Genomic DNA, 24,021 nt, shown 5'->3' with positions numbered 1-24,021 from the left:
CTGAGATGAAAAACAAATCCATCATCGTAAAAGGTGCAAGAGCACATAATTTAAAAGATATAGATATAGAAATACCTAAAGACCAACTTGTTGTTATGACTGGATTATCTGGTTCAGGAAAGTCGTCTTTAGCATTTGATACGATTTATGCAGAAGGCCAAAGAAGATATGTAGAATCATTAAGTGCCTATGCGAGACAATTTTTAGGGCAGATGGACAAACCAGATGTAGATTTAATTGATGGTCTTTCTCCAGCGATATCAATTGATCAAAAGACAACAAGTAAAAACCCAAGATCAACTGTTGCTACCGTGACTGAAATATATGATTATTTAAGACTATTATATGCAAGAGTTGGTAGACCGATATGTCCTAACCATGGTATTGAAATTAAATCACAAACGGTTCAACAAATGGTCGATCAAGTTATGGAATTAGAAGAAAGAACAAAAATACAAATTCTGTCACCAATCGTTTCAGGACGTAAAGGAACACATAAGAAATTGATTGAAGACATTGCTAAAAAAGGCTATGCAAGGTTAAAAGTAGATGGCGATATTTTTGATGTAGATGATGTTCCAGATTTAAACAAAAATCAAAATCATTCTATTGATGTCGTGATTGATAGACTTGTCATTAAACCAGGTATTGAAGCAAGATTAGCTGATTCATTACAAACAGCGCTAGAATTAGCTGACGGTAATGCAGTTGCTGATATTATTGATGGTGATGAAATTAAATTTTCTGAACATCATGCTTGTCCGATTTGTGGTTTCTCAGTAGACCAATTAGAACCTAGAATGTTCTCATTTAACAATCCGTTTGGTGCTTGTCCATCTTGTGATGGCTTAGGAAGTAAATTAACTGTAGATGTTGACTTAGTCGTGCCAGATAAGACATTAAGTTTAAATGAAGGTGCCATTTTGCCATGGCAGCCAATCAGTTCTAATTATTATCCAACTTTATTAAAACAAGCTTGTGAACATTTTAATATCGATATGGATAAACCATTTAATAAATTAACGAAAAAAGAAAAGAACATCGTCTTAAGAGGTCATGATGATGAAATAGAATTTAAATTTAATCAAGATTATGGCGTTAAAACAGAAAGAAAAAGAACGATGGCTTTTGAAGGTGTGCTAAATAATATTGAACGTCGATACCATGATTCACCATCTGAATACGTTAGAGAAGTAATGCAAAAATACATGGTCGAAAAAACTTGCGAAACTTGTGATGGTTATCGTTTAAATGAAAAAGTACTTTCTGTCAAAATTGATGGCCAACATATCGGTGAAGTAGTCAGATATTCAATTTATAATGCAATCAAACATTTTGATAATTTAGATTTAGATGAAACAGAACGTAAAATTGCGAAGCTCATCTTAAAAGAAATTCATGAAAGATTATCTTTCTTAAATAATGTAGGTTTAGAATATTTAACACTTAATCGAGCGTCAGGTACTTTATCTGGTGGGGAAGCACAACGTATTAGATTGGCAACTCAAATCGGTTCTAGATTATCTGGTGTGTTATATGTGCTTGATGAGCCTTCTATCGGTTTACATCAAAGAGACAATGATCGCTTAATTGATACATTGAAATCAATGCGAGATATGGGTAATACATTAATTGTCGTTGAACATGATGAAGATACGATGAAAGCTGCCGATTATTTAATTGACATAGGTCCAAAAGCAGGTGTCCATGGTGGTGAAGTAGTTGCAAGTGGAACACCTGAAGAAGTGATGGCAAATGAACAATCTTTAACAGGTAAATACTTAAGCGGTAAAGAGAAAGTCTTTGTACCATCTAAACGAAGAAAAGTTACAAAACGTAAAATATCTGTTAAAGGCGCGACAAGTAATAACTTGAAAAATGTCGATGTAGACTTCCCATTATCAGTTATGACATGTGTAACAGGTGTTTCAGGTTCTGGTAAAAGTTCATTAGTTAATGAAGTATTGTACAAAGGTTTACAAAAGCAATTGTATAATACGAAAACAAAACCAGGTGAACATAAATCTATAAAAGGTGTAAATGAAATTGAAAAAATTATAGATATTGACCAATCACCAATTGGTAGAACTCCACGTTCAAACCCTGCAACTTATACAGGTGTATTTGATGACATTAGAGATGTATTTAGCCAAACGAATGAGGCAAAAGTGAGAGGTTATCAAAAAGGTAGATTTAGTTTTAATGTTAAAGGTGGCCGTTGTGAAGCTTGTAAAGGTGACGGCATCATTAAAATTGAAATGCATTTCTTACCAGATGTATACGTACCATGTGAAGTTTGTGATGGAAAACGTTATAATAGAGAAACATTAGAAGTAACTTATAAAGGAAAAAGTATTTCTGATGTATTAGAAATGACAGTAGAAGATGCTTATCACTTTTTCGAAAGTTTACCTAAGATAAATAGAAAATTAAAAACAATAGTAGACGTTGGTTTAGGATATGTTAAACTAGGTCAACCCGCAACAACTTTATCAGGCGGTGAAGCACAACGTGTGAAACTTGCTTCTGAACTTCATAGACGATCTAATGGTAAGTCATTATATATACTTGATGAACCAACAACAGGTTTACACGTAGATGATATTAAACGTTTATTAAGTGTGTTAAATAGACTCGTTGAAAATGGCGACTCTGTCATCATTATTGAACATAATTTAGATGTCATTAAAACAGCAGACTATATTATAGATTTAGGTCCAGAAGGTGGAGATGGTGGCGGTGAAATTATAGCTACTGGAACACCAGAAGACATTGTAGAAGTTGAAGCATCTTACACTGGTAAATACTTAAAACCAATTTTAGAACGAGATCGATCATAAACCAGGAGGGGTTATTTATGAACGAAGTACAATTAAAAATTTTAGACCTTATTGAAGGTGGGAAAATTACTGTTGATGAAGCGGTAAAATTACTTGATGCAACATCTCATAATCAAAAATCATCATCACCATTTGATAAGAAATCTAAAGAAAATGTTGAAAATTTATTTGAAGACTTATTAGATAAATTTAAGACAACTGCCAAATCAGGGAAAACTGAATTTGAAAAGAAGTTTAAGGATAATGAAGGAACAGGTCAAGATCCTATTCAACAATTAGATGAATCTTTAAGAAATATCATTAGAAATTTCAATAAAAATAACGACCAAAATAAAGATATTTAAATTTATTCCCTAGAAACGATAAAACGTTTCTAGGGTTTTTATATTTGCAGAAACTGTTGTAATATTGATAATGATTGCAGTTAAGGTTAAAGTTCATTAGAATTAACATATATTAACCTAGAGGTGAACCCTATGATATCAAGTAGTAAATTAATAGAGCAATTTAATTTGGAAGTTATTGCCGGGAAAAATGGCTTACATCGTAAAATAACAGAAACGGATATATCACGTCCTGGTCTAGAAATGGCTGGGTATTTTTCACATTATTCATCAGATAGAATTCAAGTATTAGGCACAACTGAGTTGTCGTTTTATAATTTGTTGCCTGATGAAGAGAAAAAAGGTAGAATGGCTAAATTATGTAGACCTGAAACACCAGCTATTATTATCACACGAGGTCTAGATGCACCAGAAGAACTCGTTCAAAGTTGTAATGAAAATAATACACCACTTTTAAAAAGTGAGTCTTCAACGACTAAATTGATGGGACAAGTAACCGGATATTTAGAGCGTGAACTAGCACCTGAAACATCATTGCATGGCGTACTCGTCGATGTTTATGGAGTAGGTGTATTAATTACAGGTGATAGTGGTGTCGGTAAAAGTGAAACGGCATTAGAACTTGTTAAACGTGGTCACAGACTTGTTGCCGATGATAATGTTGAAATTAAAGAAATTAATAAAAATGAATTAATCGGTAAAGCACCGAAAATCATTGAACATTTACTTGAAATACGAGGTCTTGGTATTATCAACGTTATGACTTTATTTGGTGCGGGATCTATCTTGATGGAGAAAAGAATCAAGTTAAACATCAACTTAGAAACATGGAACAAAGAAAAAATATATGACAGAGTTGGATTGAATGAAGAAACTTTAAAAATCTTAGATTCAAAAATAACTAAAAAGACGATTCCTGTTAGACCGGGTAGAAACTTAGCAGTTATTATTGAAGTTGCTGCAATGAACTATCGATTAAACAACATGGGAATTAATACTGCTGAAGAGTTTAATAATCGTCTTAATGCAGAAATTTTGAAAAATGCACGTAAGGAGAATGAATAATGGAAGTGTTAGGCATTGATCCCGTAGCGATACAATTAGGACCGCTAGCAATACGATGGTATGGTATTATCATTGCTTCCGGTATATTAATTGGATATCTAATCGCACAAAGAACTGCTAAAAAAGTTGGAATAAAAGAAGAATCACTTATAGATTTAATTATATGGTGTGTCGTAATGGCAATTATCTGTGCACGTATTTATTACGTAGCTTTTGAATGGGATTATTACAGTCAACATTTAGCAGAAATACCTCTTATTATGAATGGTGGTATAGCTATTCATGGTGGATTGATTGGTGCCTTTTTAACAGGTTTCATCATTTGTCGTAAAAAGAATTTGTCATTCTTCCAAATGGTTGATATTGTCGCGCCAAGCATCATTTTGGCACAAGCAATTGGTAGATGGGGTAACTTTATGAATCAAGAAGCGCACGGTGGGCCTGTTTCACGTAGTTTTCTTGAGAATTTACATATACCTGAATTTATCATTAACCATATGCAAATAGACGGTATTTATTATCAACCAACATTCTTATATGAATCCATTTGGAATATAGTTGGGTTTATCATTTTATTACTCATTAGACCAAACTTGAAAATTGGTGAGACATTCTTTGCTTATTTAATTTATTATTCAATTGGTAGATTCTATATAGAAGGTTTAAGAACGGATAGCTTGATGCTTACTGAACATTTAAGAATTGCTCAAGTTATATCGATTGTGATTATTGTCGTTTCTATTATTTGTATTATTTATAGAAGAGTACGTTATAATCCGAAAAAATTCAGAGATGTTAAAGGTTATTATCATAACTAATGTGAAAGAAGTGTTTACGTGAGAGCATTAAAGACTAAAAAAGTATATGGTGCGAATCCATTATGGAAAATGTATGAAACAGTACGTTTTATAAAAGTATTTAAAAATGTTATTATCATTGAAATTAGTAGATATTTACCGAGTGTTAAATGGAAACATTTTCTATACAGAAAAGGGCTCAAGATGAAAGTTGGTCAAAAGACAGCTTTCGCATTTAAAGCAACGCCTGATATTATGTATCCTGAACTTATCACTATCGGTAAAAACTGTGTAATAGGATATAATGCAACCATTCTATGTCATGAATATTTAGTCGAAGAATATAGAATTGGCCGTGTAAACATTGGAGATAATGTCTTAGTTGGTGCAAATGCCACTATACTTGCAGGCGTGAGTATAGGTGATAATGCTGTTATAGCAAGTGGTACAATCGTGACGAAAGATGTACCTAATGATATGATGGCATATGGCAATCCTATGGAACTTAAAAAAAGGCGGTGAGTCAGTCGTTGGGAGAAAATTCAAATGTCATACACGTAAAGTTTGATAAAGACTTCTATTATCATAAAGCAATGGAAAAAATGAGAGAACAAGATTTCGGATATGCCGAGTCTTTATTTAAAAAAGCGCTTGAACTATCACCTAATGATTTTGTGATTATACCGCCTTATGCTGAATGTCTTGTAGAGCTAAATAAAAATACTCAAGCAGAAGAAATGATGTTCGATCAAATTGTGAAAGAAAATTTTGTGACAGATTATTATTTTTATTTAAGTCAAATGTATATAAAGACGAATGAACCTAATAAAGCATTTTTATTTGGGTTGAGATATGTAACAGAAGAGGACGACCAAGATTATTTTGAAGAAATGATTCAAATGTTTGAAGTAAAGTATAATGATCAAACAATTGTGGAAGAAGAAGCGGAAAGATTTGTGATTCAACATATTTTTCAATACTTATTTTCACATGGTAGGTTACAAGAAGCGAATGAATATATTGATAGACAACGTGCTAAATTACAAGAAGATAAACATATTATGAATTTAAAAGCGATGTCTATGTTATACAATAGTCAATATGACAAAGCGGAGATATTGTTACAAACGATATTGGAAGACAATCCTTCTGATATTTACGCTTTATGTCATATGACGTTATTGCTTTACAACACGCAACAGCTAGAACGTTATGAGCAATATCTGAATCAATTAAGTAAATTACATCCTATTAATGATGAAGAATCTTTTAAATTGGGTGTTGTTCTAAGCTATTTAGGAAAGCATAAACCTTCTAATCAATTATTAGTGCCTCTTCTAAAAAAAGCACAAGCTGCTACGCCACAATTACACCACGCCTTAAGTTACAACTTCTATCATTTAGGATATTTAGAAGAAGCGAAAAGACATTGGCAAAGATTTGAAGATAGTGTACAATATCATAGTCAATTGCCACCTTGGAAAATTGACGAACTGAAAGATATGTTAGACCGTCATGTGTTACCTTTATTAAAAGACGAAGACTATCGATATAGATTATATGGCATCTTTTTATTAGGGCATATGAAACATAGAGAACTCGTTATGTCTCATGAAATATGGGAAGTTCTAGAAAGTTTACCAGACTATGAAAGGTTATATATAACGTATACTTTTCAAGATTTACATTTAAACAAGTTAGGCTTTATTGATAAAGGTATGAAGCTTATCGAACAATCTATATATCAAAAATATGGTAAAGAGATTTTTGTATCATGGATTGAACATGCAGAAATGCTCATTGCAGATAATGAATCGATTGAACAAGTTGAACATTATGTTGCAGCATCAATTTATATTTACTTAAAGATGTTAAATAAAAAAATAACTAAAAAAGAGATTAAAGATACATTTCATATTACGACGTATCGCTTGAATAAGGCGATCAATGCTATTTTGAGCATATAGTTATGAATAGTAATGATTATGATGTACAATTCTACTGAATTAATAAGAGGAGGCAGTTTATAAATGACTACACAAGTAGATTATGATGTAATTATAGTTGGGGCAGGACCAGCAGGAATGACTGCTGCAGTGTATGCTTCAAGAGCAAATTTATCAACTGTAATGATAGAACGAGGTATGCCAGGTGGACAAATGGCAAACACTGAAGATGTAGAGAACTTCCCTGGCTTTGATTTAATAACAGGTCCAGACTTATCAACTAAAATGTTTACACATGCACAAAAATTTGGTGCTAAATATGAATATGGTGACATTAAAGAAATAGAAGATAAAGGTTCTTATAAAGTTGTAAATATGGGTGACAAAACATTAACAGCTCGTGCAATTATCATTGCAACTGGTGCAGAATACAAAAAAATAGGTGTACCAGGTGAACAAGAATTAGGTGGACGCGGTGTAAGTTACTGTGCAGTATGTGACGGTGCATTCTTTAAAGGGAAAAACTTATACGTAATCGGTGGCGGAGATTCAGCTGTCGAAGAAGGTATTTTCTTAACTAAATTTGCAGACAAAGTTACAATTGTTCACAGAAGAGACGAATTAAGAGCTCAAAAAATCATTCAAGACCGTGCATTTAAAAATGAAAAAATTGATTTCATTTGGAACACAACATTAAAAACAATTAATGAAAAAGATGGTAAAGTAGGCTCAGTAACATTAGTTTCAACTGAAGATGGATCAGAGTCAGAACACCAAGCTGATGGTGTATTCATCTATATCGGTATGAAACCATTAACTAAACCATTTGAATCATTAGGCATTTTAAATGAAAATGGCTATATCGAAACAAATGATGAAATGGAAACTAAAGTACCAGGTGTATATGCAGCAGGCGATGTTCGTGAAAAAACATTACGTCAAATCGTTACAGCAACAGGTGACGGCAGTATCGCAGCACAAAATGCACAAGCATATATCGAATCATTAGAAGACGAAGAACAATTAATATAATTTGAGTAGTGAAGAGGCGAGGACACATGTCCCGCCTCTTTTTTTATGTGGATGGTAGGTGCGGAATGTGATTATCGGTAGGTCCGGATGTGGGAAATATGGACCGATAAATAAAATTACCGGTCCAGAAACGGGGAATATGGACCGATAAAATAAATTACAGGTCCAGAAGTGAGAAATATGGACCGATAAAAAAATTTACCGGTCCAGAAATAGAGAATATGGACCGATAAATAAAATTACCGGTCCAGAAACGAGAAATATGGACCGATAAATAAAATTACCGGTCCAGAAATGGAAAATATGGACCGATAAAAAAATTTACCGACCCGAAAACAGGATTTTCAGTCCGATAAAATAAATTACCGACCCGAAAACGAAACATCAATATAATCGACACTATTTCATAAGTGATTACTACCTTAATATTACGGGAAAGATACACTTGTATTAGCCATTTATTTAATGTTTTTTGTGGTGTAATCATGTAAGATAAAAGTATATATGATCGTTAAAGGAGAACTGTTATGCAACCTATCGACAAAACTAATGTAAAAAATGAACTTCTCGTGGTTACAGGAATGTCCGGTGCGGGTAAATCAGTCGCGCTACAAGCTTTAGAAGATTTAGGATATTTTTGTGTTGATAATCTACCGCCTATATTATTGCAAAAATTTGTTGATTTAATGGATCAGGGTAATCCTTCTTTATCAAAAGTTGCAATTGGTATCGATTTAAGAGGTAAGGATTTCTTTGGAAATTTAAGAGATGAATTAGATTATATACAAAGTGAGAAAAAAGTAGTAGTAGATATTTTGTTTTTAGAAGCGAGCGATAAAAAATTAATTTCTAGATATAAAGAAACAAGAAGAACACATCCTTTAAGTGAGGAAGGTAGTTTATTATCTGCAATTGAAAGAGAAAGATCTTTATTAAGTGATATTAAAGGTATCAGTAACTTTGTGATTGATACGACTGAAAAGAAACCTAAAGAATTGAAACAAGAACTTGTAGAAGCATTTGAAGAAGATCCTTCTACAACATTTCAAGTAAGAGTGATGAGCTTTGGATTCAAACATGGTATGCCTATCGATGCAGATATAGTTTTTGATGTACGATTTTTGCCAAATCCATATTATGTTGAAGAGTTAAGACCTATGACTGGTCTCGACGATGAAGTTTATCAATATGTGATGAAATGGAAAGAGACGAATACATTTTATAAAAAGTTTAGTGATCTGTTAATGTTTATGTTGCCAGGTTATAAGAAAGAAGGGAAATCCCAATTGACGATTGCAATCGGTTGTACGGGTGGTCAACATAGATCTGTAGCACTTGCAAAACGTTTAGGGGAAGATATTAAAGAGAACTTTGACTATGTTGTGTATACATCACATCGCGATGCACATATTGAAAGTAAGCCAAGAACATGAAAAGATTAAAAGTCGTCTTAATTGGCGGAGGAACCGGTCTTTCTGTATTAGCAAGAGGGTTAAAGGAATATCCAATAGATATTACCGCCATTGTAACTGTAGCAGATGATGGTGGTAGTACTGGTAAAATTCGTGATGTGATGGATATACCTGCCCCTGGCGATATCAGAAACGTATTAGCAGCACTTAGTGACACAGAACCAATGCTTGAAAAGTTATTCCAATATCGTTTTGAAGAAGAAGAACTTGGCAGTCATTCAATCGGAAATTTATTGTTAGCAGCCATGACAAATATTACGGATGATTTTGGACATGCTGTAAAAGAATTAAGTAAGCTATTGAATATTAAAGGGCAAGTCATTCCATCAACAACGAGAAGTGTTGTGCTGAATGCAGTTATGTCAGATGGTGAAATCATTGTCGGAGAATCTAAAATTCCTAAGACAGATAAGAAAATTGAAAAAGTATTTTTGACCCCTCAAGATATTGAACCGATGAAAGAAGCAATAGATGCAATTGAAGAAGCGGATTTAATTGTAATGGGACCAGGTTCTTTATATACAAGTATAATGCCTAATTTAATTTTGAATAAAGTTAAAGATGCAATTGTTAATACTGAAGCGGAAAGATTATATGTATGTAACCTTATGACTCAAAAAGGTGAAACAACAGGTTATTCAGTAAGTGATCATGTTAAAGCTATTCATGACCATGTAGGCGCATCATTTATTGACTTTGTAATATGTCAAAATAAGCGTTTCGATAAAGATATCTTATTAAGATATGAACAAGAAGAAGCTAAACAAGTTGAATTTGATGGTGAGAAATTGAAAGAAATGGGTGTACAGTGCATTCATGATAATGAATTAGTAAGTATTACACCTCATCAATACATTAGACATAACAATAAAGTGTTGGCACAACTCATTTACGAAATCGCCTTGAGAGAAATCAGTACAATTCAATATAAGAAAGATAAATAAAGTTTTGTCTAGATAAAACAGACAAACGTAAAAATTAATATTAAATGAAGCAAATGAGACAATCATTCATGTCTAATTTGCTTCATTTTTTTATGGAAATCGAGTAATATAAATGTAAGGGTTTTCAATTCGGGGTGATGGGTCATGAAAAGTGTTCAAATATTAATGGTGATATTAGGTTGTATATTTTTACTCATAGGTTTAATCGCAAATCAGCAGATAGGTATTTCATTTTTAATCATTGGCTTGGCGATGATTTTATTTGGTGTTATTAAAGAACCTTCAAGTAAAACATAAAAAGTTCAAGTTTAAAAACTTGATACGCCCGGCTATTCCATGTAATATGAAATAGATACAAAACGTATGATATGTCTTTTGGCATATCATTATTTTTATGTGCGTATAAACTAAGAAAGGATGATCTGCTGTGAGCTTTGCTTCAGAAATGAAAAATGAATTAACTAGAATTGAAGTAGATGATTGTTGCGCCAAGGCAGAACTTTCAGCTTTGATTAGAATGAACGGTAATTTAAGCATATCTAATCAGCAATTTGTTATAAATGTACAAACTGAAAATGCAGCGATAGCACGTCGAATATTTTCATTAATAAAAAAATGCTTCGGTGTTGAAGTTGAATTATTAGTGAGAAAGAAAATGAAACTTAAGAAAAATAATATATATATTAGTCGAATAAAAGTAAAAGCTAAAGAAATATTAGATGAGCTTGGTATTTTACAAGATGGCATGTTTAAACATGAAATAGATAAAGATATTTTACAAAAAGATTGTTGTAAAAGAAGTTATTTAAGAGGTGCATTTCTAGCAGGGGGTTCTGTTAATAACCCAGAGACTTCTTCTTATCATCTTGAAATCTTTTCATTATACGAAGAACATTCAGCAGATTTAACCGCACTCATGAATCAATATGATTTAAATGCTAAATTATTAGAGCGCAAAAAAGGATTTATCAGTTATTTGAAAGAAGCTGAAAAGATTTCCGATTTCTTAAGTTTGATAGGTGGCTATCAAGCACTCTTGAAGTTTGAAGATGTAAGAATTATTCGGGATATGAGAAATTCAGTTAACCGACTAGTCAATTGTGAGACGGCCAACTTGAACAAAACAGTGAGTGCCGCCATGAAACAAGTTGAGAGCATTCAGCTCATCGATAAAGAAATTGGTATTGATAACTTGCCAGATCGTTTAAGAGAAGTTGCAAGACTTAGAATAGATAATCAAGATGTTTCAATTAAAGAATTAGGCGAAATGGTAAGTACAGGTAAAATATCTAAATCAGGTATTAATCATAGATTACGTAAATTAAATGAAATGGCAGAAAAAATTAGAAACGGCGAGACAATTCAACAATAAAAAAAAGCACCTGGGACAATTCATGTCTCAGGTGCTTCTTTATTAATATATTTATTTAATATCTTCTGGATGCATAACATCATCGATTAAACCATATTCTTTAGCTTCTTCAGCTGTTAAGAAGTTATCACGATCAGTGTCTTTTTCAATTTTTTCAATTGGTTGTCCAGTTCTTTCAGATAAAATTTTATTTAATTTCTCACGTGTACGTAAAATATGACGAGCTGCAATTTCAATTTCAGTAGCTTGTCCTTGTGCACCGCCAAGTGGTTGGTGAATCATAACTTCACTATTTGGTAATGCATAACGTTTACCTTTAGCACCAGCTGCTAGTAGGAATGAACCCATAGATGCTGCCATACCGATACAAATAGTTTGAACATCAGGTTTGATGTGTTGGATTGTATCGTAAATCGCAAATCCTGCTGTTACACTACCGCCCGGAGAGTTGATATATAAGTAAATATCTTTCTCAGAATCTTGAGCTTGTAAGAATAGTAATTGTGAAACGATTGAGTTAGCTACATTGTCATCGATAGCTGACCCTAACATAATAATGCGGTCTTTCAATAAACGTGAATAAATATCATAAGCGCGTTCTCCGCGGTTTGTTGTTTCAATAACTGTTGGTATTAAATTCATCAGTTAATCCTCCTTTGAATATCTTAATGACCATATCATACACTACAAAGTCAAACATGGTCAAAAAATATGACCTACTGATGAATATTATAACTTAAATAGCTGATTTATACACTGGGAATTTGTGATATGAGTTGTCAATGTTAGCATAAATGATATAATAGTTTCCGTAATCAACGAGCTGTGTGCAGTGAATTTGTGTGACTTCTATATTAAAATAGTCACATCTTTTTCTGATGAAATACTCCCTTTGAGTTGTATTCATTTTGCTTCACTCCTTAATAGTTGATAATTCTATTATATCGACAATATATTAAGTAGATATAAAGTATTTATTAAGACTTATCTCTCCGTAGTGTAACGGATAACACGCAAGATTCCGGTTCTTGAAATGGGCGTTCGATTCGTCTCGGGGAGGCTTACTTTGTAAAGGATGATTTGGATGACAATTAAATTTTATGTTGGAACAAATTGTGGTTTATGTGAAGATGCTAAGATTCAAATTGAATTTTTTAAAGAATCGTACGATCATGAAATAAAAATAGATACTATTAATATCGAAGAAGATGATACATTAATTGAAAAATATATGTTAAGAATTCCAGTTGTTGAATATGATGGACAAGTTCTACAAGAAGGAAATATTGATTTCATCACATTGACAGAGGCATATAATCAATTGAAATAATAGGAAACGCTTTTAACTTGCATTCTATATATAAGGGGTGTATTATAAAACTGTAAACAGATATTATTTTTTTGACCCGCATGGGACGAAAAACGTCTAACCCAGGTTAGATATTGCCCATCTGTTAATCTTTGAGGAGGCGACTTGTTTATGGAAGATTTACTAAAAGTACAACATAGACTAGTTCCTGATTTGATTGACAAGATGTATCGACGCTTTAATATTTTATCGACAATCGAGAAGAAGCAGCCTATAGGTCGAAGAACGTTGAGTGATGTTATGAATGTCACTGAACGGGTATTGAGAACTGAGATAGAAATTTTAAAACAACAAGATTTAATCAGCGTTCGGTCAACTGGTATGAAATTGACTGAAACAGGCGAGCAAACGCTTGATTCTTTATCACATTATTTAACACTTTATTCTAGTTTTAATCATATTGAAGAAGAAATTTTTAATCGATATGGTGTGAAAACTCATATAGTGAGAGGTAATTCGGATTTAGATGAGATGGTTAAAGCAGAAATGGGTAATGTTACTGCTGAATTACTAGAACAGTCATTATACGATCATGCTTCAGTATCAGTAACTGGTGGTTCAACAATGGCAAGAGTAAGTGAGTCATTACATCCATTAGATAAAGACATTTTGTTCACGCCAGCGCGTGGTGGTTTGGGTGAAAACGTTGTGTTTCAAGCGAATACAATTTGCGCAAGTATGGCAAATCGTACAGGTGGGTCATATAAAGTCTTGTATGTTCCAGACCAAGTGAGTGAAAGTTCATACGAAACTTTGCTGAAAGAACCTGCAGTTATTGAGGTGCTAGATGCAATACGTCGTTCAGATTTTATTATTCACGGTATTGGTGATGCGCTGAAGATGGCGGAAAGAAGGAAGACTTCTGAAGAAGTATTAAGCCAATTGAAACATCATCATGCTGTCGGAGAAGCTTTTGGTTATTATTTCAATGACAAAGGTGAGGTCGTGCATCGTGTTAAGACAATCGGTTTGCAACTAGAAGACTTAACAACAAAGACAAACATTTTTGCAGTAGCAGGTGGGACATCTAAAGCAGAAGCGATAAAAGCTTATCTTGAGATTGCGCCAAAGAATACAATTCTTATCACCGACGAAGGTGCTGCAAAAGCAATAATCAATTTGGAATAAAAGGTTATTTAACCTTTTTGAATAAAAAATAAAAAGGAGGCCATCATAATGGCAACTAAAGTAGCAATTAATGGTTTTGGTAGAATAGGTCGTTTAGCATTTAGAAGATTACAAGAAGTTGAAAATATCGAAGTAGTAGCAATCAACGATTTAACAGATGACGCAATGTTAGCTCATTTATTAAAATATGATTCAACACAAGGTCGTTTCAAAGACGAAGTAGAAGTTATCGAAGGCGGATTCCGCGTAAACGGTAGAGAAATCAAAACTTTTGAAAATCCTAACCCTAAAGAATTACCATGGGGCGATTTAGATATCGATGTAGTACTAGAATGTACTGGTTTCTTCGCTGACAAAGACAAAGCTTCAGCTCACATCGAAGCAGGTGCTAAAAAAGTATTAATTTCAGCTCCAGCATCAGGTGACTTAAAAACTATCGTTTATAACGTTAACCATGACGAATTAGACGGTTCTGAAGAAATCGTTTCAGGTGCATCTTGTACAACTAACTGTTTAGCTCCAATGGCTAAAGTATTAAATGATGAATTCGGTATCGTTGAAGGTTTAATGATGACAATTCACGCTTACACTGGTGACCAAAATACTTTAGATGCTCCACATGCTAAAGGTGACTTCCGTCGTGCTCGTGCAGCTGCTCAAAACATCGTACCTAACTCAACTGGTGCTGCTAAAGCAATCGGTTTAGTAATCCCAGAATTAAAAGGTAAATTAGATGGATCAGCTCAACGTGTTCCAGTAGCAACTGGTTCAGTAACAGAATTAACAGCTGTATTAGACAAAGAAGTTTCAGTTGAAGAAATCAATGCAGCAATGAAAAATGCTACAAATGATTCATTCGGTTACACTGAAGACGAAATCGTATCTTCTGATATCATTGGTATCACTTACGGTTCATTATTCGATGCAACTCAAACTCGTGTTATGACAGTTGGAGATCGTCAATTAGTTAAAACTGTATCTTGGTATGACAATGAAATGTCTTACACTTCACAATTAGTTCGTACTTTAGAATATTTAGCAGCTCAAGCTAACAAATAATTTAAATAATTGAACTAAATAGGTTATGCTTATGAGTAAGCGGGGAGCACAACGCTTCTCCGCTTATTTTTAATCGTAAAGTATTTTCTATTATCTAGAGGAGGAAGACAAGTCATGGCAAAGAAGAATGTTAAAGACGTAGAATTAAAAGGTAAAAAAGTACTTGTAAGAGCAGATTTTAATGTACCAATGAAAGATGGTGCAATTACAAACGATAACAGAATCGTTCAAGCGCTTCCTACAATAAAATACATTATCGAACAAGGCGGTAAAGTTATTTTATTCTCACATTTAGGTAAAGTGAAAACTGAAGAAGATAAACAAGGATTGTCACTTAAACCAGTAGCAGAACGCTTAAGTGAATTATTAAATAAAGAAGTAACATTCGTACCAGAAACTCGTGGTGAAGCGTTAGAAAGCGCAATCGACGGATTATCTGAAGGCGATGTATTAGTATTTGAAAATACACGTTTCGAAGATGTTGATGGTAAAAAAGAATCTAAAAATGATCCTGAATTAGGTAAATACTGGGCTTCATTAGGTGATGTATTTATCAACGATGCATTCGGTACAGCTCACCGTGAACATGCGTCTAACGTAGGTATTGCGTCTAATATTGAAACAGCATCAGGTTTCTTAATGGATAAAGAAATTAAATTTATCGGCGGCGTTGTACGTGAACCTGAACGTCCTTTAGTAGCAATTTTAGGTGGCGCGAAAGTGTCTGATAAAATTGGTGTTATCGAAAACTTATTAACAATTGCTGATAAAGTTATCATCGGTGGAGGAATGGCTTATACATTCTTCAAAGCACAAGGTAAAGAAATCGGCTTATCTCTTCTAGAAGAAGACAAAGTAGATTTTGCTAAAGATTTACTTGAACGTGCTGGCGATAAAATTATTTTACCGGTTGATTGTAAAGTAGCTAAAGAATTTTCAAATGACGCTGAAATTACAGTTGTTTCTGCTGATGAAATTCCTACTGATCAAGAAGCAATGGATATCGGTCCTAAATCAGTTGAAGTATTTAGTGAAGCTCTACAAGGTTCAAATACAGTTGTTTGGAATGGTCCAATGGGCGTATTCGAATTTAGTAACTTTGCACAAGGTACAATTGGCGTATGTAAAGCAATCGCTAATTTAAAAGATGCTACAACAATTATCGGTGGTGGAGATTCAGCTGCAGCAGCGATGGACTTAGGATTTGCTGATGATTTCACACACATTTCTACAGGTGGCGGAGCTTCTCTAGAATATCTAGAAGGTAAAGCATTACCAGGTATCGAAGCAATTTCTGAAAAATAATCATAAAAGGAGTTTATATATCATGAGAAAACCAATTATCGCAGGTAACTGGAAAATGAATAAAACAGTTCAAGAAGCAAAAGACTTTGTTAATGAACTTCCAGCATTACCAGATGCTAATGAGGTAGATTCAGTAATTTGTGCACCAACTTTACAATTAGATGCACTTGTTAACTTAACTAAAGAAGGCATAGCACAAGGCTTACAAATTGGTGCGCAAAATGCATACTTTGAAGATAATGGTGCTTTCACTGGTGAAACATCTCCAGCAGCACTTGAAGATTTAGGTGTTAAGTATGTCGTTTTAGGACATTCTGAACGTCGTGAATACTTCCACGAAACTGACGAAGATGTTAATAAAAAAGCATTAGCTGTATTTTCTCATAATATGACACCAATTATTTGTGTTGGTGAAACATTAGAAGAAAGAGAAGCAGGTAAAGCTGAATCAGTAGTAGGTGGTCAAGTTGAAGCAGCACTTAAAGGTTTCACAGAAGATCAAGTTAAAGCGACAGTAATCGCTTATGAACCTATCTGGGCAATTGGTACTGGTAAATCTTCAACTTCTGAAGATGCTAACCAAATGTGTGCACACGTACGTAACGTTGTTGCAGGTGCTTTCTCTCAAGAAGCTGCTGATGCTTTACGTGTACAATACGGTGGTAGTGTTAAACCAGAAAACATTAAAGAATATATGGCTCAATCAGATATCGATGGCGCATTAGTTGGCGGCGCTTCATTAAAAGTTGATTCATTCGTAGCATTATTAGAAGGTGCTAAATAATGGCTAAACAACCAACAGCACTTATCATTCTTGATGGTTTTGCTAATCGTGAAGAAGAGCATGGTAATGCGGTAAAACAAGCCAACAAACCAAATTTTGATAGATATTACAACAAATATCCACATAACGAATTATCAGCATGTGGTTTAGATGTAGGTCTACCAGAAGGTCAAATGGGTAACTCTGAAGTAGGTCACTTAAACATTGGTGCAGGAAGAATTGTTTATCAAAGTTTAACTAGAATCAATAAATCAATTGAAGATGGCGATTTCTTTGAAATTGACGCACTTAAACAAGCAATGGATCACGTTGTAAAAAATGATTCAACGCTACATTTAATGGGACTTTTATCAGATGGTGGTGTTCACAGTCACTACAAACATCTATTTGCACTATTAGAATTAGCCAAAAAACAAGGTGTTAAAAAAGTTTATGTTCACGGATTCTTAGACGGACGTGACGTTGATCAAAAATCAGCACTTAAATATATTGAAGAAACTGAAAATAAATTTAAAGAGCTAGGTATTGGTCAATTCGCTTCTATTTCTGGTCGTTATTACGCTATGGATAGAGATAAACGTTGGGATCGTGAAGAGAAAGCTTACGATGCAATGTCTAATGGCGTTGGACCTGTATATGCAACTGCAGTTGAAGGTGTAGAAGCTAATTATCAAGAAGGTCTAACAGATGAATTTGTTGTGCCATTTATCGTTAAAGACGAAGAAAAAGGTGTAGAAAACACTGGTGTAAATAGCCATGACGCTATGGTATTCTTTAACTTCCGTCCAGATAGAGCGGCACAACTTAGCCAAGTATATACAAATGAAAAATTTGAAGGTTTTGAAATTAAACGTAAACTAGATGATTTATTCTTTGTTACTTTCACAAACTATAGTGATGATGTTATTGCCGAAGTTGCTTTTAAACCAGTTGATATCAAAAATACAATCGGTGAAGTAGCTGAGAAAAATAATTTAAATCAATTAAGAATTGCTGAAACAGAAAAATTCCCTCATGTTACTTATTTCATGAGTGGTGGTAATCATGCAGAGTTTAAAGGTGAAAGAAGAGTATTAATCGATTCACCAAAAGTTGCAACATACGACTTGAAACCTGAAATGAGTGCATATGAAGTAAAAGATGCTTTAATCAGTGAGTTAGATAAAGGTGATTTAGATTTAATTATCTTAAACTTTGCGAACCCTGATATGGTTGGTCATAGTGGTATGCTTGAACCAACAATTAAAGCAATTGAAGCAGTAGATGAATGTTTAGGTGAAGTTGTTGATAAAATTTTATCAATGAATGGTACAGCTATCATTACAGCAGACCATGGTAACTCTGATGAAGTGTTAACAGATGACGAATCACCTATGACAACTCATACAACAAACCCTGTTCCTGTTATTGTGACAAAAGAAGGGGTAGAAGTAAGAAGTGGAGGTCGCTTAGCAGACTTAGCACCAACACTTATAGACTTACTTGGAGTAGAAAAACCAGAAGATATGACTGGTGAATCATTAATTAAATAATAAATTATAAATTTATAAAGGAGTTTTAATTATGCCAATTATTACAGATATTTATGCACGCGAAGTATTAGACTCTCGTGGTAATCCAACAGTAGAAGTAGAAGTATTAACTGAAAGCGGTGCTTTTGGTAGAGCTTTAGTACCATCAGGTGCTTCAACAGGTGAATATGAAGCAGTAGAATTACGTGACGGAGACAAAGACCGTTACTTAGGTAAAGGTGTTCTTAAAGCTGTAGAAAACGTTAACGAAATCATTGCACCTGAAATCATTGAAGGTGAATTCTCAGTATTAGAACAAGTTTCTATCGACAAATTAATGATCGCTTTAGACGGTACACCAAACAAAGCTAAATTAGGTGCTAATGCTATCTTAGGTGTTTCTATCGCAGTAGCTCGTGCTGCAGCTGACTTCTTAGGTCAACCATTATACAAATATCTTGGTGGATTCAATGGTGTTCAATTACCAGTACCAATGATGAACATTGTTAACGGTGGTTCTCACTCAGACGCACCAATCGCATTCCAAGAGTTCATGATCTTACCAGTAGGTGCTGAATCATTCAAAGAAGCTTTACGTTGGGGAGCAGAAATCTTCCATAACTTAGCTAAAATCTTAAAATCTCGTGGTTTAGTAACTGCAGTAGGTGACGAAGGTGGTTTCGCTCCTAAATTTGAAGGTACTGAAGACGGTGTTGAAACAATTTTAGAAGCAATCAAAGCAGTTGGTTTAGAACCAGGTAAAGATGTATTCTTAGGATTCGACTGTGCAGCATCAGAATTCTACGAAAACGGCGTATATGACTATGCTAAATTCGAAGGTGAAAATGGTGCTAAACGTTCTTCTGAAGAACAAGTAGACTTCCTTGAAGAATTAGTAAACAAATACCCAATCATCACTATCGAAGACGGTATGGATGAAAATGACTGGGACGGCTGGAAACTTCTTACTGACCGTATCGGCGACCGCGTACAATTAGTAGGTGACGATTTATTCGTAACAAACACTGAAAAATTATCTGAAGGTATCGAAAAAGGTATCGGTAACTCAATCTTAATCAAAGTTAACCAAATCGGTACTTTAACAGAAACATTCGAAGCAATCGAAATGGCTCAAAAAGCTGGTTACACTGCAGTTGTATCACACCGTTCAGGTGAAACAGAAGATACTACAATCTCTGATATCGCAGTAGCAACTAACGCTGGCCAAATCAAAACAGGTTCATTATCAAGAACTGACCGTATTGCTAAATACAACCAATTATTACGTATCGAAGATGAATTATTCGAAACAGGTAAATTCGAAGGAATCAAAGCTTTCTATAACTTATCAAAATAATTGAGCATATAAATAAAAATGGTTCACATAAAGCCCAAAAGATGTCGTCACATCTTTTGGGCTTTTTATAGTTGCTATAGAAATTTTGGTAGGTAAGGTAGGGAGGTGTTTGGTGGAGAAATTTTGGTAGATAAGGTAGATTGGTATTTGATATAGAAAATGGCTAGTTGAAGCCTGGAGTGGTCGGAGCGGTTGGGGAGTATGGTGTATTGGGAGATGTGAGTTAAAGAAGTAGTAAACTCACGAGATTGGAGAAGATGTGAGTTAAAGAGGCAGTAAACTCACAAGATTGGAGAAGATGTGAGTTAAAGAGGCAGTAAACACACAAGATTGCTGAACATGTGAGTTAAAGAGGCAGTAAACACACAAGATTGCTGAACATGTGAGTTAAAGATGTAGTAAACTCACGAGATTGAAGAAGATGTGAGTTAAAGAGGCAGTAAACTCACATCTTTTCAAAAATTATATGATTATTTAGGAATGAACATTTTTGATTACTTAAAAAATTGTATAACTCATAGCTTAACTCCTAAATAAAGCCAAGAGATGGCCCAAGTCGTAGCTTAACTACCTAATAAAGCCAAGAGATGGTCCAAGTCATAGCTTAACTACTGAATAAAGCCAAGAGATGGCCCAAGTCGTAGCTTAACTCCTGAATAAAGCCAAGAGATGGCCCAAGTCGTAGCTTAACTACCTAATAAAGCCAAGAGATAGCCCAAGTCGTAGCTTAACTACTGAATAAAGCCAAGAGATAGCCCAAGTCGTAGCTTAACTTCTGAATAAAGCCAAGAGATAGCCCAAGTCGTAGCTTAACTTCTGAATAAAACCAAGAGATTACCCAAGTCGTAGCTTAACTTCTGAATAAAGCCAAGAGATTGCATAACTCATAGCTTAACTTCTGAATAAAGCCAAGAGATCACCCAAGTCGTAGCTTAACTTCTGAATAAAGCCAAGAGATAGCCCAAGTCGTAGCTTAACTTCTAACTTAAGCCAAGAGATCACCCAAATTGTATCCTCACATCAAATAAATCCAAGAAATCCCACACTTCACAATTAAACCTTACACACTATATACCTCCCATCTTCCACAACCACATTACCAAACAAATTCTTTAACGCTTTAAATCAATACTATTTTATCATTTCATTCTATTTGAAAATGTTCTATAATAGAGGCAATGAATTTTATAGGAGGATCATAATGACGATTAATTTAAAAAGTGCAAAATCACCTTGGTCTAGTTTAGATGGTGTGGATCAATTATCTCTTCATCCTATTAAAGAAGCATTTAATAAAGAAGTTATGATTCCGGGTAGTAAGAGTGTAACGAATCGTGCTTTTATTTTGGCTGGTTTTAGTAAGGGTACTTCTAAATTATCTGGATACTTAAAGAGTGATGACACATACTGGTGTATGGAAACAATTAAAAAATTAGGTGCTACTGTTGAAGCAGTAGGTGATGAACTTCATATTACAGGTATTAATCGTTCAGAGTTACCTGAGAAACAACAAGTATTTATTGGTTCTGCTGGTACGACTGCTCGATTCTTACCAGGTATTTTAGGAACTCAAGAGAAAAGTGAAATCACTATTACTTCAACTGAACAACTTGCTGGTAGACCTCACAAGACTTTACATGATGCGTTAAAACAATTAGGTGTTCAATTAACGTATCTTGAAAAAGAAGGTCAGTTACCAGTAACTATAAAAGGTGCACCGGAAACGGGCGGAAAAGTTTCAATTGCTGGTAATCAATCAAGTCAATTTATCAGTGGTTTATTAATGGCGGCACCTTTATTTAACAAACCAACTGAAATAGAACTTACGACTAAGATAGTTCAAAGCGCTTATGTGGATATTACTATTGAAATGATGAAACAATTTGGCTTACATGTAGATGTATCAGATGATTATACAAATATGAAAGTAGAACAAGGTGAGTATGAAGCAGCTACTTTACCACTAGAAGCTGACTTATCTACAGCATGCTATTTTATGGCATTAGCAGCACTTAATAAGTCTACGATTAAAATTAATCATTTAAATATGGAAAGTCATCAACCTGATTTAGAAGTTGTCGATATTCTTGAAAGAATGGGTGCAACTGTTGAAAAAGGTCCTGATTATGTTGTGATTTCTGGTCCTGAACAATTAAAAGGGAACTTAACAATTGATATGAATGCTTGCTCAGACCAAGCTTTAACAATTGGCAGTTTAGCTGTATTTGCTGATGGTCCAATTACAATTACAGGTGTAGAACATATACGTCATCATGAATGTAATCGTGTATCTGCATTAACAGAAAGTTTAACAAAATTAGGTATTGAAGTTACTGAACATCAAGATGGTTGGACTATAACACCGGGTGATGTAAAAGCAGCAACTCTAGATACTTATGATGATCACCGTGTTGCAATGTCATTAAGTTTAATGGGTACTAAAGTTGATGGGATTAAATTATTAGATCCTTCATGTGTATCAAAGACTTGCCCAACATATTTTGAAATGTTAGCATCGTTAGGTATATCGGTTGAGTATCATTAATGAAAACTTGAGTGCATATTGTAAATATGCTATAATGCTACTGTTATAATAGACAGGAGGACCGAGTCCATGCATACATTTTTAATCGTCTTATTAATCATCGTTTGTATTGCATTGATTACCGTCGTATTACTTCAAGAAGGTAAGAGTACTGGTTTATCTGGTGCAATTAGTGGCGGAGCAGAACAATTATTTGGAAAACAAAAACAACGTGGAATAGATTTAATTTTACACAGAGTTACAATTATTTTAGCAATTTTATTTTTCTTATTAATGTTAGCAATTACTTACTTCAAAATGTAGTGGTCCGACTGTATTGTCGGACTTTTTTATTTATATACAAGTAAAAAAACGATACAATAGAACTAGATTATGTTAAAGGATGGTCATTCATGAGAATTCAATTACCTAAACCTTTCTTTTTTGAAGAAGGAAAAAGAGCAGTATTACTTTTACATGGATTTACAGGTAATTCATCAGATGTTAGACAATTAGGACGTTACTTACAGAAAAAAGGGTATACATCATATGCTCCGCATTATGAAGGTCATGGTAGACCACCTGAAGAAATTTTGGAATCAAGTCCATATGTATGGTTTAAAGACTGTTTAGATGCATATGATTTTTTAGAAGAAAAAGGATATACTGAAATAGCAGTAGCTGGATTATCACTAGGTGGCGTATTTAGTTTAAAATTAAGTTTAAACAGAGATGTAAAAGGTATTGTAACAATGTGCTCACCTATGTATATAAAAACTGAAGGCACGATGTTTGAAGGTGTGTTAGATTATGCTAGAGAATTTAAAAAATATGAAGGCAAAACACCTGAACAAATTGAAGAAGAAATGAAACATTTTCATCCTACGAATACTTTGAAAGATTTACAAGAAACAATTCAAGGTGTGAGAGATCAAGTAGATGAAGTATTTGATCCATTGTTTGTTGTACAAGGTAAACTAGATGAAATGATTAACCCTGATTCAGCTAATATTATTTATAATGAATCATCTTCTGATGACAAAAATATTAAATGGTATGAAGAATCTGGTCATGTTATAACAATCGGACAAGAAAAAGAACAAGTATTTGAAGACGTGTATCAATTCTTAGAATCATTAGATTGGTCCGAGTAAGACACACATAATATAAAC

The 24,021-nt window shown here is 33.9% G+C and carries 22 protein-coding genes; 21 read left to right on the top strand and 1 reads right to left on the bottom strand.

Annotated features, from left to right (window positions below; translation table 11 throughout):
• Positions 1-5: 5 nt before the first annotated feature.
• The 11 genes from uvrA to whiA all read left to right on the top strand — a co-directional run bounded on the left by uvrA (position 6) and on the right by whiA (position 11,812).
• Positions 6-2,840 carry an excinuclease ABC subunit UvrA gene (uvrA, locus tag LQ622_RS06355; protein ID WP_239774816.1) on the top strand — a complete coding sequence of 945 codons (2,835 nt, stop codon included), beginning with the start codon at positions 6-8 and terminating at the stop codon, positions 2,838-2,840.
• Between the two features lie 17 nt (positions 2,841-2,857).
• Positions 2,858-3,184 carry an SHOCT-like domain-containing protein gene (locus tag LQ622_RS06350; RefSeq protein ID WP_126476656.1) on the top strand — a complete coding sequence of 109 codons (327 nt, stop codon included), beginning with the start codon at positions 2,858-2,860 and terminating at the stop codon, positions 3,182-3,184.
• 132 nt (positions 3,185-3,316) lie between these two features.
• On the top strand, positions 3,317-4,249 hold the full coding sequence (gene hprK / locus LQ622_RS06345) for an HPr(Ser) kinase/phosphatase (protein WP_025904534.1): 933 nt from the start codon (positions 3,317-3,319) through the stop codon (positions 4,247-4,249).
• Entirely contained in the window at positions 4,249-5,067 is an 819-nt protein-coding gene (lgt, locus tag LQ622_RS06340) for a prolipoprotein diacylglyceryl transferase (protein ID WP_191836338.1), read from the top strand. Before hprK ends, lgt begins: the two co-directional genes overlap by 1 nt.
• Before the next feature lie 18 nt (positions 5,068-5,085).
• Positions 5,086-5,568: an acyltransferase gene (locus tag LQ622_RS06335; protein WP_239774815.1), complete on the top strand. Its 483-nt coding sequence runs from the start codon at positions 5,086-5,088 to the stop codon at positions 5,566-5,568.
• Positions 5,569-5,576: 8 nt separating this feature from the next.
• Positions 5,577-7,013, top strand: coding sequence for a tetratricopeptide repeat protein (locus tag LQ622_RS06330; RefSeq protein ID WP_239774814.1), 1,437 nt, complete (start codon positions 5,577-5,579; stop codon positions 7,011-7,013).
• Positions 7,014-7,076: 63 nt separating this feature from the next.
• Complete coding sequence (trxB, locus tag LQ622_RS06325) at positions 7,077-8,024, top strand: thioredoxin-disulfide reductase (RefSeq protein WP_025904538.1); 948 nt, start codon at positions 7,077-7,079, stop codon at positions 8,022-8,024.
• Between the two features lie 527 nt (positions 8,025-8,551).
• Complete coding sequence (gene rapZ, locus LQ622_RS06320) at positions 8,552-9,457, top strand: RNase adapter RapZ (protein ID WP_037588755.1); 906 nt, start codon at positions 8,552-8,554, stop codon at positions 9,455-9,457.
• Positions 9,454-10,440, top strand: a complete 987-nt coding sequence (locus LQ622_RS06315; RefSeq protein WP_191836336.1) for a gluconeogenesis factor YvcK family protein — start codon at positions 9,454-9,456, stop codon at positions 10,438-10,440. Before rapZ ends, LQ622_RS06315 begins: the two co-directional genes overlap by 4 nt.
• A 144-nt stretch (positions 10,441-10,584) precedes the next feature.
• Positions 10,585-10,737, top strand: coding sequence for a hypothetical protein (locus LQ622_RS06310; protein ID WP_185805774.1), 153 nt, complete (start codon positions 10,585-10,587; stop codon positions 10,735-10,737).
• 130 nt (positions 10,738-10,867) lie between these two features.
• A complete protein-coding gene (gene whiA / locus LQ622_RS06305; protein ID WP_025904541.1) occupies positions 10,868-11,812 on the top strand; it encodes a DNA-binding protein WhiA in 945 nt (314 codons plus the stop codon).
• Between the two features lie 51 nt (positions 11,813-11,863).
• Here the strand turns inward: whiA and clpP are convergent, their stop codons facing one another.
• Entirely contained in the window at positions 11,864-12,454 is a 591-nt protein-coding gene (gene clpP / locus LQ622_RS06300; protein WP_025904542.1) for an ATP-dependent Clp endopeptidase proteolytic subunit ClpP, read from the bottom strand.
• 442 nt (positions 12,455-12,896) lie between these two features.
• Here clpP and LQ622_RS06295 point away from each other — a divergent pair, with 442 nt between their 5' ends.
• The 10 genes from LQ622_RS06295 to LQ622_RS06250 all read left to right on the top strand — a co-directional run bounded on the left by LQ622_RS06295 (position 12,897) and on the right by LQ622_RS06250 (position 24,003).
• Complete coding sequence (locus LQ622_RS06295) at positions 12,897-13,142, top strand: glutaredoxin family protein (protein ID WP_204254961.1); 246 nt, start codon at positions 12,897-12,899, stop codon at positions 13,140-13,142.
• A 150-nt stretch (positions 13,143-13,292) separates the two neighbouring features.
• Entirely contained in the window at positions 13,293-14,309 is a 1,017-nt protein-coding gene (locus LQ622_RS06290; protein ID WP_191836334.1) for a sugar-binding transcriptional regulator, read from the top strand.
• A gap of 48 nt (positions 14,310-14,357) precedes the next feature.
• Positions 14,358-15,368, top strand: a complete 1,011-nt coding sequence (gene gap / locus LQ622_RS06285; RefSeq protein WP_025904545.1) for a type I glyceraldehyde-3-phosphate dehydrogenase — start codon at positions 14,358-14,360, stop codon at positions 15,366-15,368.
• A gap of 114 nt (positions 15,369-15,482) precedes the next feature.
• Complete coding sequence (locus tag LQ622_RS06280; protein WP_239774813.1) at positions 15,483-16,673, top strand: phosphoglycerate kinase; 1,191 nt, start codon at positions 15,483-15,485, stop codon at positions 16,671-16,673.
• Positions 16,674-16,695: 22 nt separating this feature from the next.
• Positions 16,696-17,457, top strand: a complete 762-nt coding sequence (gene tpiA, locus LQ622_RS06275) for a triose-phosphate isomerase (RefSeq protein WP_239774812.1) — start codon at positions 16,696-16,698, stop codon at positions 17,455-17,457.
• The gene (gene gpmI / locus LQ622_RS06270) at positions 17,457-18,989 is read left to right on the top strand and encodes a 2,3-bisphosphoglycerate-independent phosphoglycerate mutase (protein WP_126476652.1); all 1,533 of its coding nucleotides are present in this window, start codon (positions 17,457-17,459) and stop codon (positions 18,987-18,989) included. Before tpiA ends, gpmI begins: the two co-directional genes overlap by 1 nt.
• A gap of 31 nt (positions 18,990-19,020) precedes the next feature.
• The gene (gene eno / locus LQ622_RS06265) at positions 19,021-20,325 is read left to right on the top strand and encodes a surface-displayed alpha-enolase (RefSeq protein WP_025904549.1); all 1,305 of its coding nucleotides are present in this window, start codon (positions 19,021-19,023) and stop codon (positions 20,323-20,325) included.
• Positions 20,326-21,526: 1,201 nt separating this feature from the next.
• Positions 21,527-22,870 carry a 3-phosphoshikimate 1-carboxyvinyltransferase gene (gene aroA, locus LQ622_RS06260; RefSeq protein ID WP_239774811.1) on the top strand — a complete coding sequence of 448 codons (1,344 nt, stop codon included), beginning with the start codon at positions 21,527-21,529 and terminating at the stop codon, positions 22,868-22,870.
• Positions 22,871-22,939: 69 nt separating this feature from the next.
• Positions 22,940-23,173 carry a preprotein translocase subunit SecG gene (gene secG / locus LQ622_RS06255; protein ID WP_025906376.1) on the top strand — a complete coding sequence of 78 codons (234 nt, stop codon included), beginning with the start codon at positions 22,940-22,942 and terminating at the stop codon, positions 23,171-23,173.
• 89 nt (positions 23,174-23,262) lie between these two features.
• The gene (locus tag LQ622_RS06250) at positions 23,263-24,003 is read left to right on the top strand and encodes an alpha/beta hydrolase (protein WP_049319750.1); all 741 of its coding nucleotides are present in this window, start codon (positions 23,263-23,265) and stop codon (positions 24,001-24,003) included.
• Positions 24,004-24,021 lie beyond the last annotated feature (18 nt).

The organism is Mammaliicoccus sp. N-M50 (genome assembly GCF_022386995.1).
GTDB lineage: Bacteria > Bacillota > Bacilli > Staphylococcales > Staphylococcaceae > Mammaliicoccus > Mammaliicoccus sciuri_A.
The sequence above is the reverse complement of the archived record's forward strand: the minus strand, read 5'-3'. Positions and strand labels throughout refer to the sequence as shown.

What these genes read in the sequence shown, in the direction of transcription:
- uvrA (WP_239774816.1), top strand. Translation starts at nt 6, where the DNA reads ATGAAAAACAAATCCATCATCGTAAAAGGTGCAAGAGCACATAATTTA.
- LQ622_RS06350 (WP_126476656.1), top strand. Translation starts at nt 2,858, where the DNA reads ATGAACGAAGTACAATTAAAAATTTTAGACCTTATTGAAGGTGGGAAA.
- hprK (WP_025904534.1), top strand. Translation starts at nt 3,317, where the DNA reads ATGATATCAAGTAGTAAATTAATAGAGCAATTTAATTTGGAAGTTATT.
- lgt (WP_191836338.1), top strand. Translation starts at nt 4,249, where the DNA reads ATGGAAGTGTTAGGCATTGATCCCGTAGCGATACAATTAGGACCGCTA.
- trxB (WP_025904538.1), top strand. Translation starts at nt 7,077, where the DNA reads ATGACTACACAAGTAGATTATGATGTAATTATAGTTGGGGCAGGACCA.
- rapZ (WP_037588755.1), top strand. Translation starts at nt 8,552, where the DNA reads ATGCAACCTATCGACAAAACTAATGTAAAAAATGAACTTCTCGTGGTT.
- LQ622_RS06315 (WP_191836336.1), top strand. Translation starts at nt 9,454, where the DNA reads ATGAAAAGATTAAAAGTCGTCTTAATTGGCGGAGGAACCGGTCTTTCT.
- LQ622_RS06310 (WP_185805774.1), top strand. Translation starts at nt 10,585, where the DNA reads ATGAAAAGTGTTCAAATATTAATGGTGATATTAGGTTGTATATTTTTA.
- clpP (WP_025904542.1), bottom strand. Translation starts at nt 12,454, where the DNA reads ATGAATTTAATACCAACAGTTATTGAAACAACAAACCGCGGAGAACGC.
- LQ622_RS06295 (WP_204254961.1), top strand. Translation starts at nt 12,897, where the DNA reads ATGACAATTAAATTTTATGTTGGAACAAATTGTGGTTTATGTGAAGAT.
- LQ622_RS06290 (WP_191836334.1), top strand. Translation starts at nt 13,293, where the DNA reads ATGGAAGATTTACTAAAAGTACAACATAGACTAGTTCCTGATTTGATT.
- gap (WP_025904545.1), top strand. Translation starts at nt 14,358, where the DNA reads ATGGCAACTAAAGTAGCAATTAATGGTTTTGGTAGAATAGGTCGTTTA.
- LQ622_RS06280 (WP_239774813.1), top strand. Translation starts at nt 15,483, where the DNA reads ATGGCAAAGAAGAATGTTAAAGACGTAGAATTAAAAGGTAAAAAAGTA.
- tpiA (WP_239774812.1), top strand. Translation starts at nt 16,696, where the DNA reads ATGAGAAAACCAATTATCGCAGGTAACTGGAAAATGAATAAAACAGTT.
- gpmI (WP_126476652.1), top strand. Translation starts at nt 17,457, where the DNA reads ATGGCTAAACAACCAACAGCACTTATCATTCTTGATGGTTTTGCTAAT.
- eno (WP_025904549.1), top strand. Translation starts at nt 19,021, where the DNA reads ATGCCAATTATTACAGATATTTATGCACGCGAAGTATTAGACTCTCGT.
- aroA (WP_239774811.1), top strand. Translation starts at nt 21,527, where the DNA reads ATGACGATTAATTTAAAAAGTGCAAAATCACCTTGGTCTAGTTTAGAT.
- secG (WP_025906376.1), top strand. Translation starts at nt 22,940, where the DNA reads ATGCATACATTTTTAATCGTCTTATTAATCATCGTTTGTATTGCATTG.
- LQ622_RS06250 (WP_049319750.1), top strand. Translation starts at nt 23,263, where the DNA reads ATGAGAATTCAATTACCTAAACCTTTCTTTTTTGAAGAAGGAAAAAGA.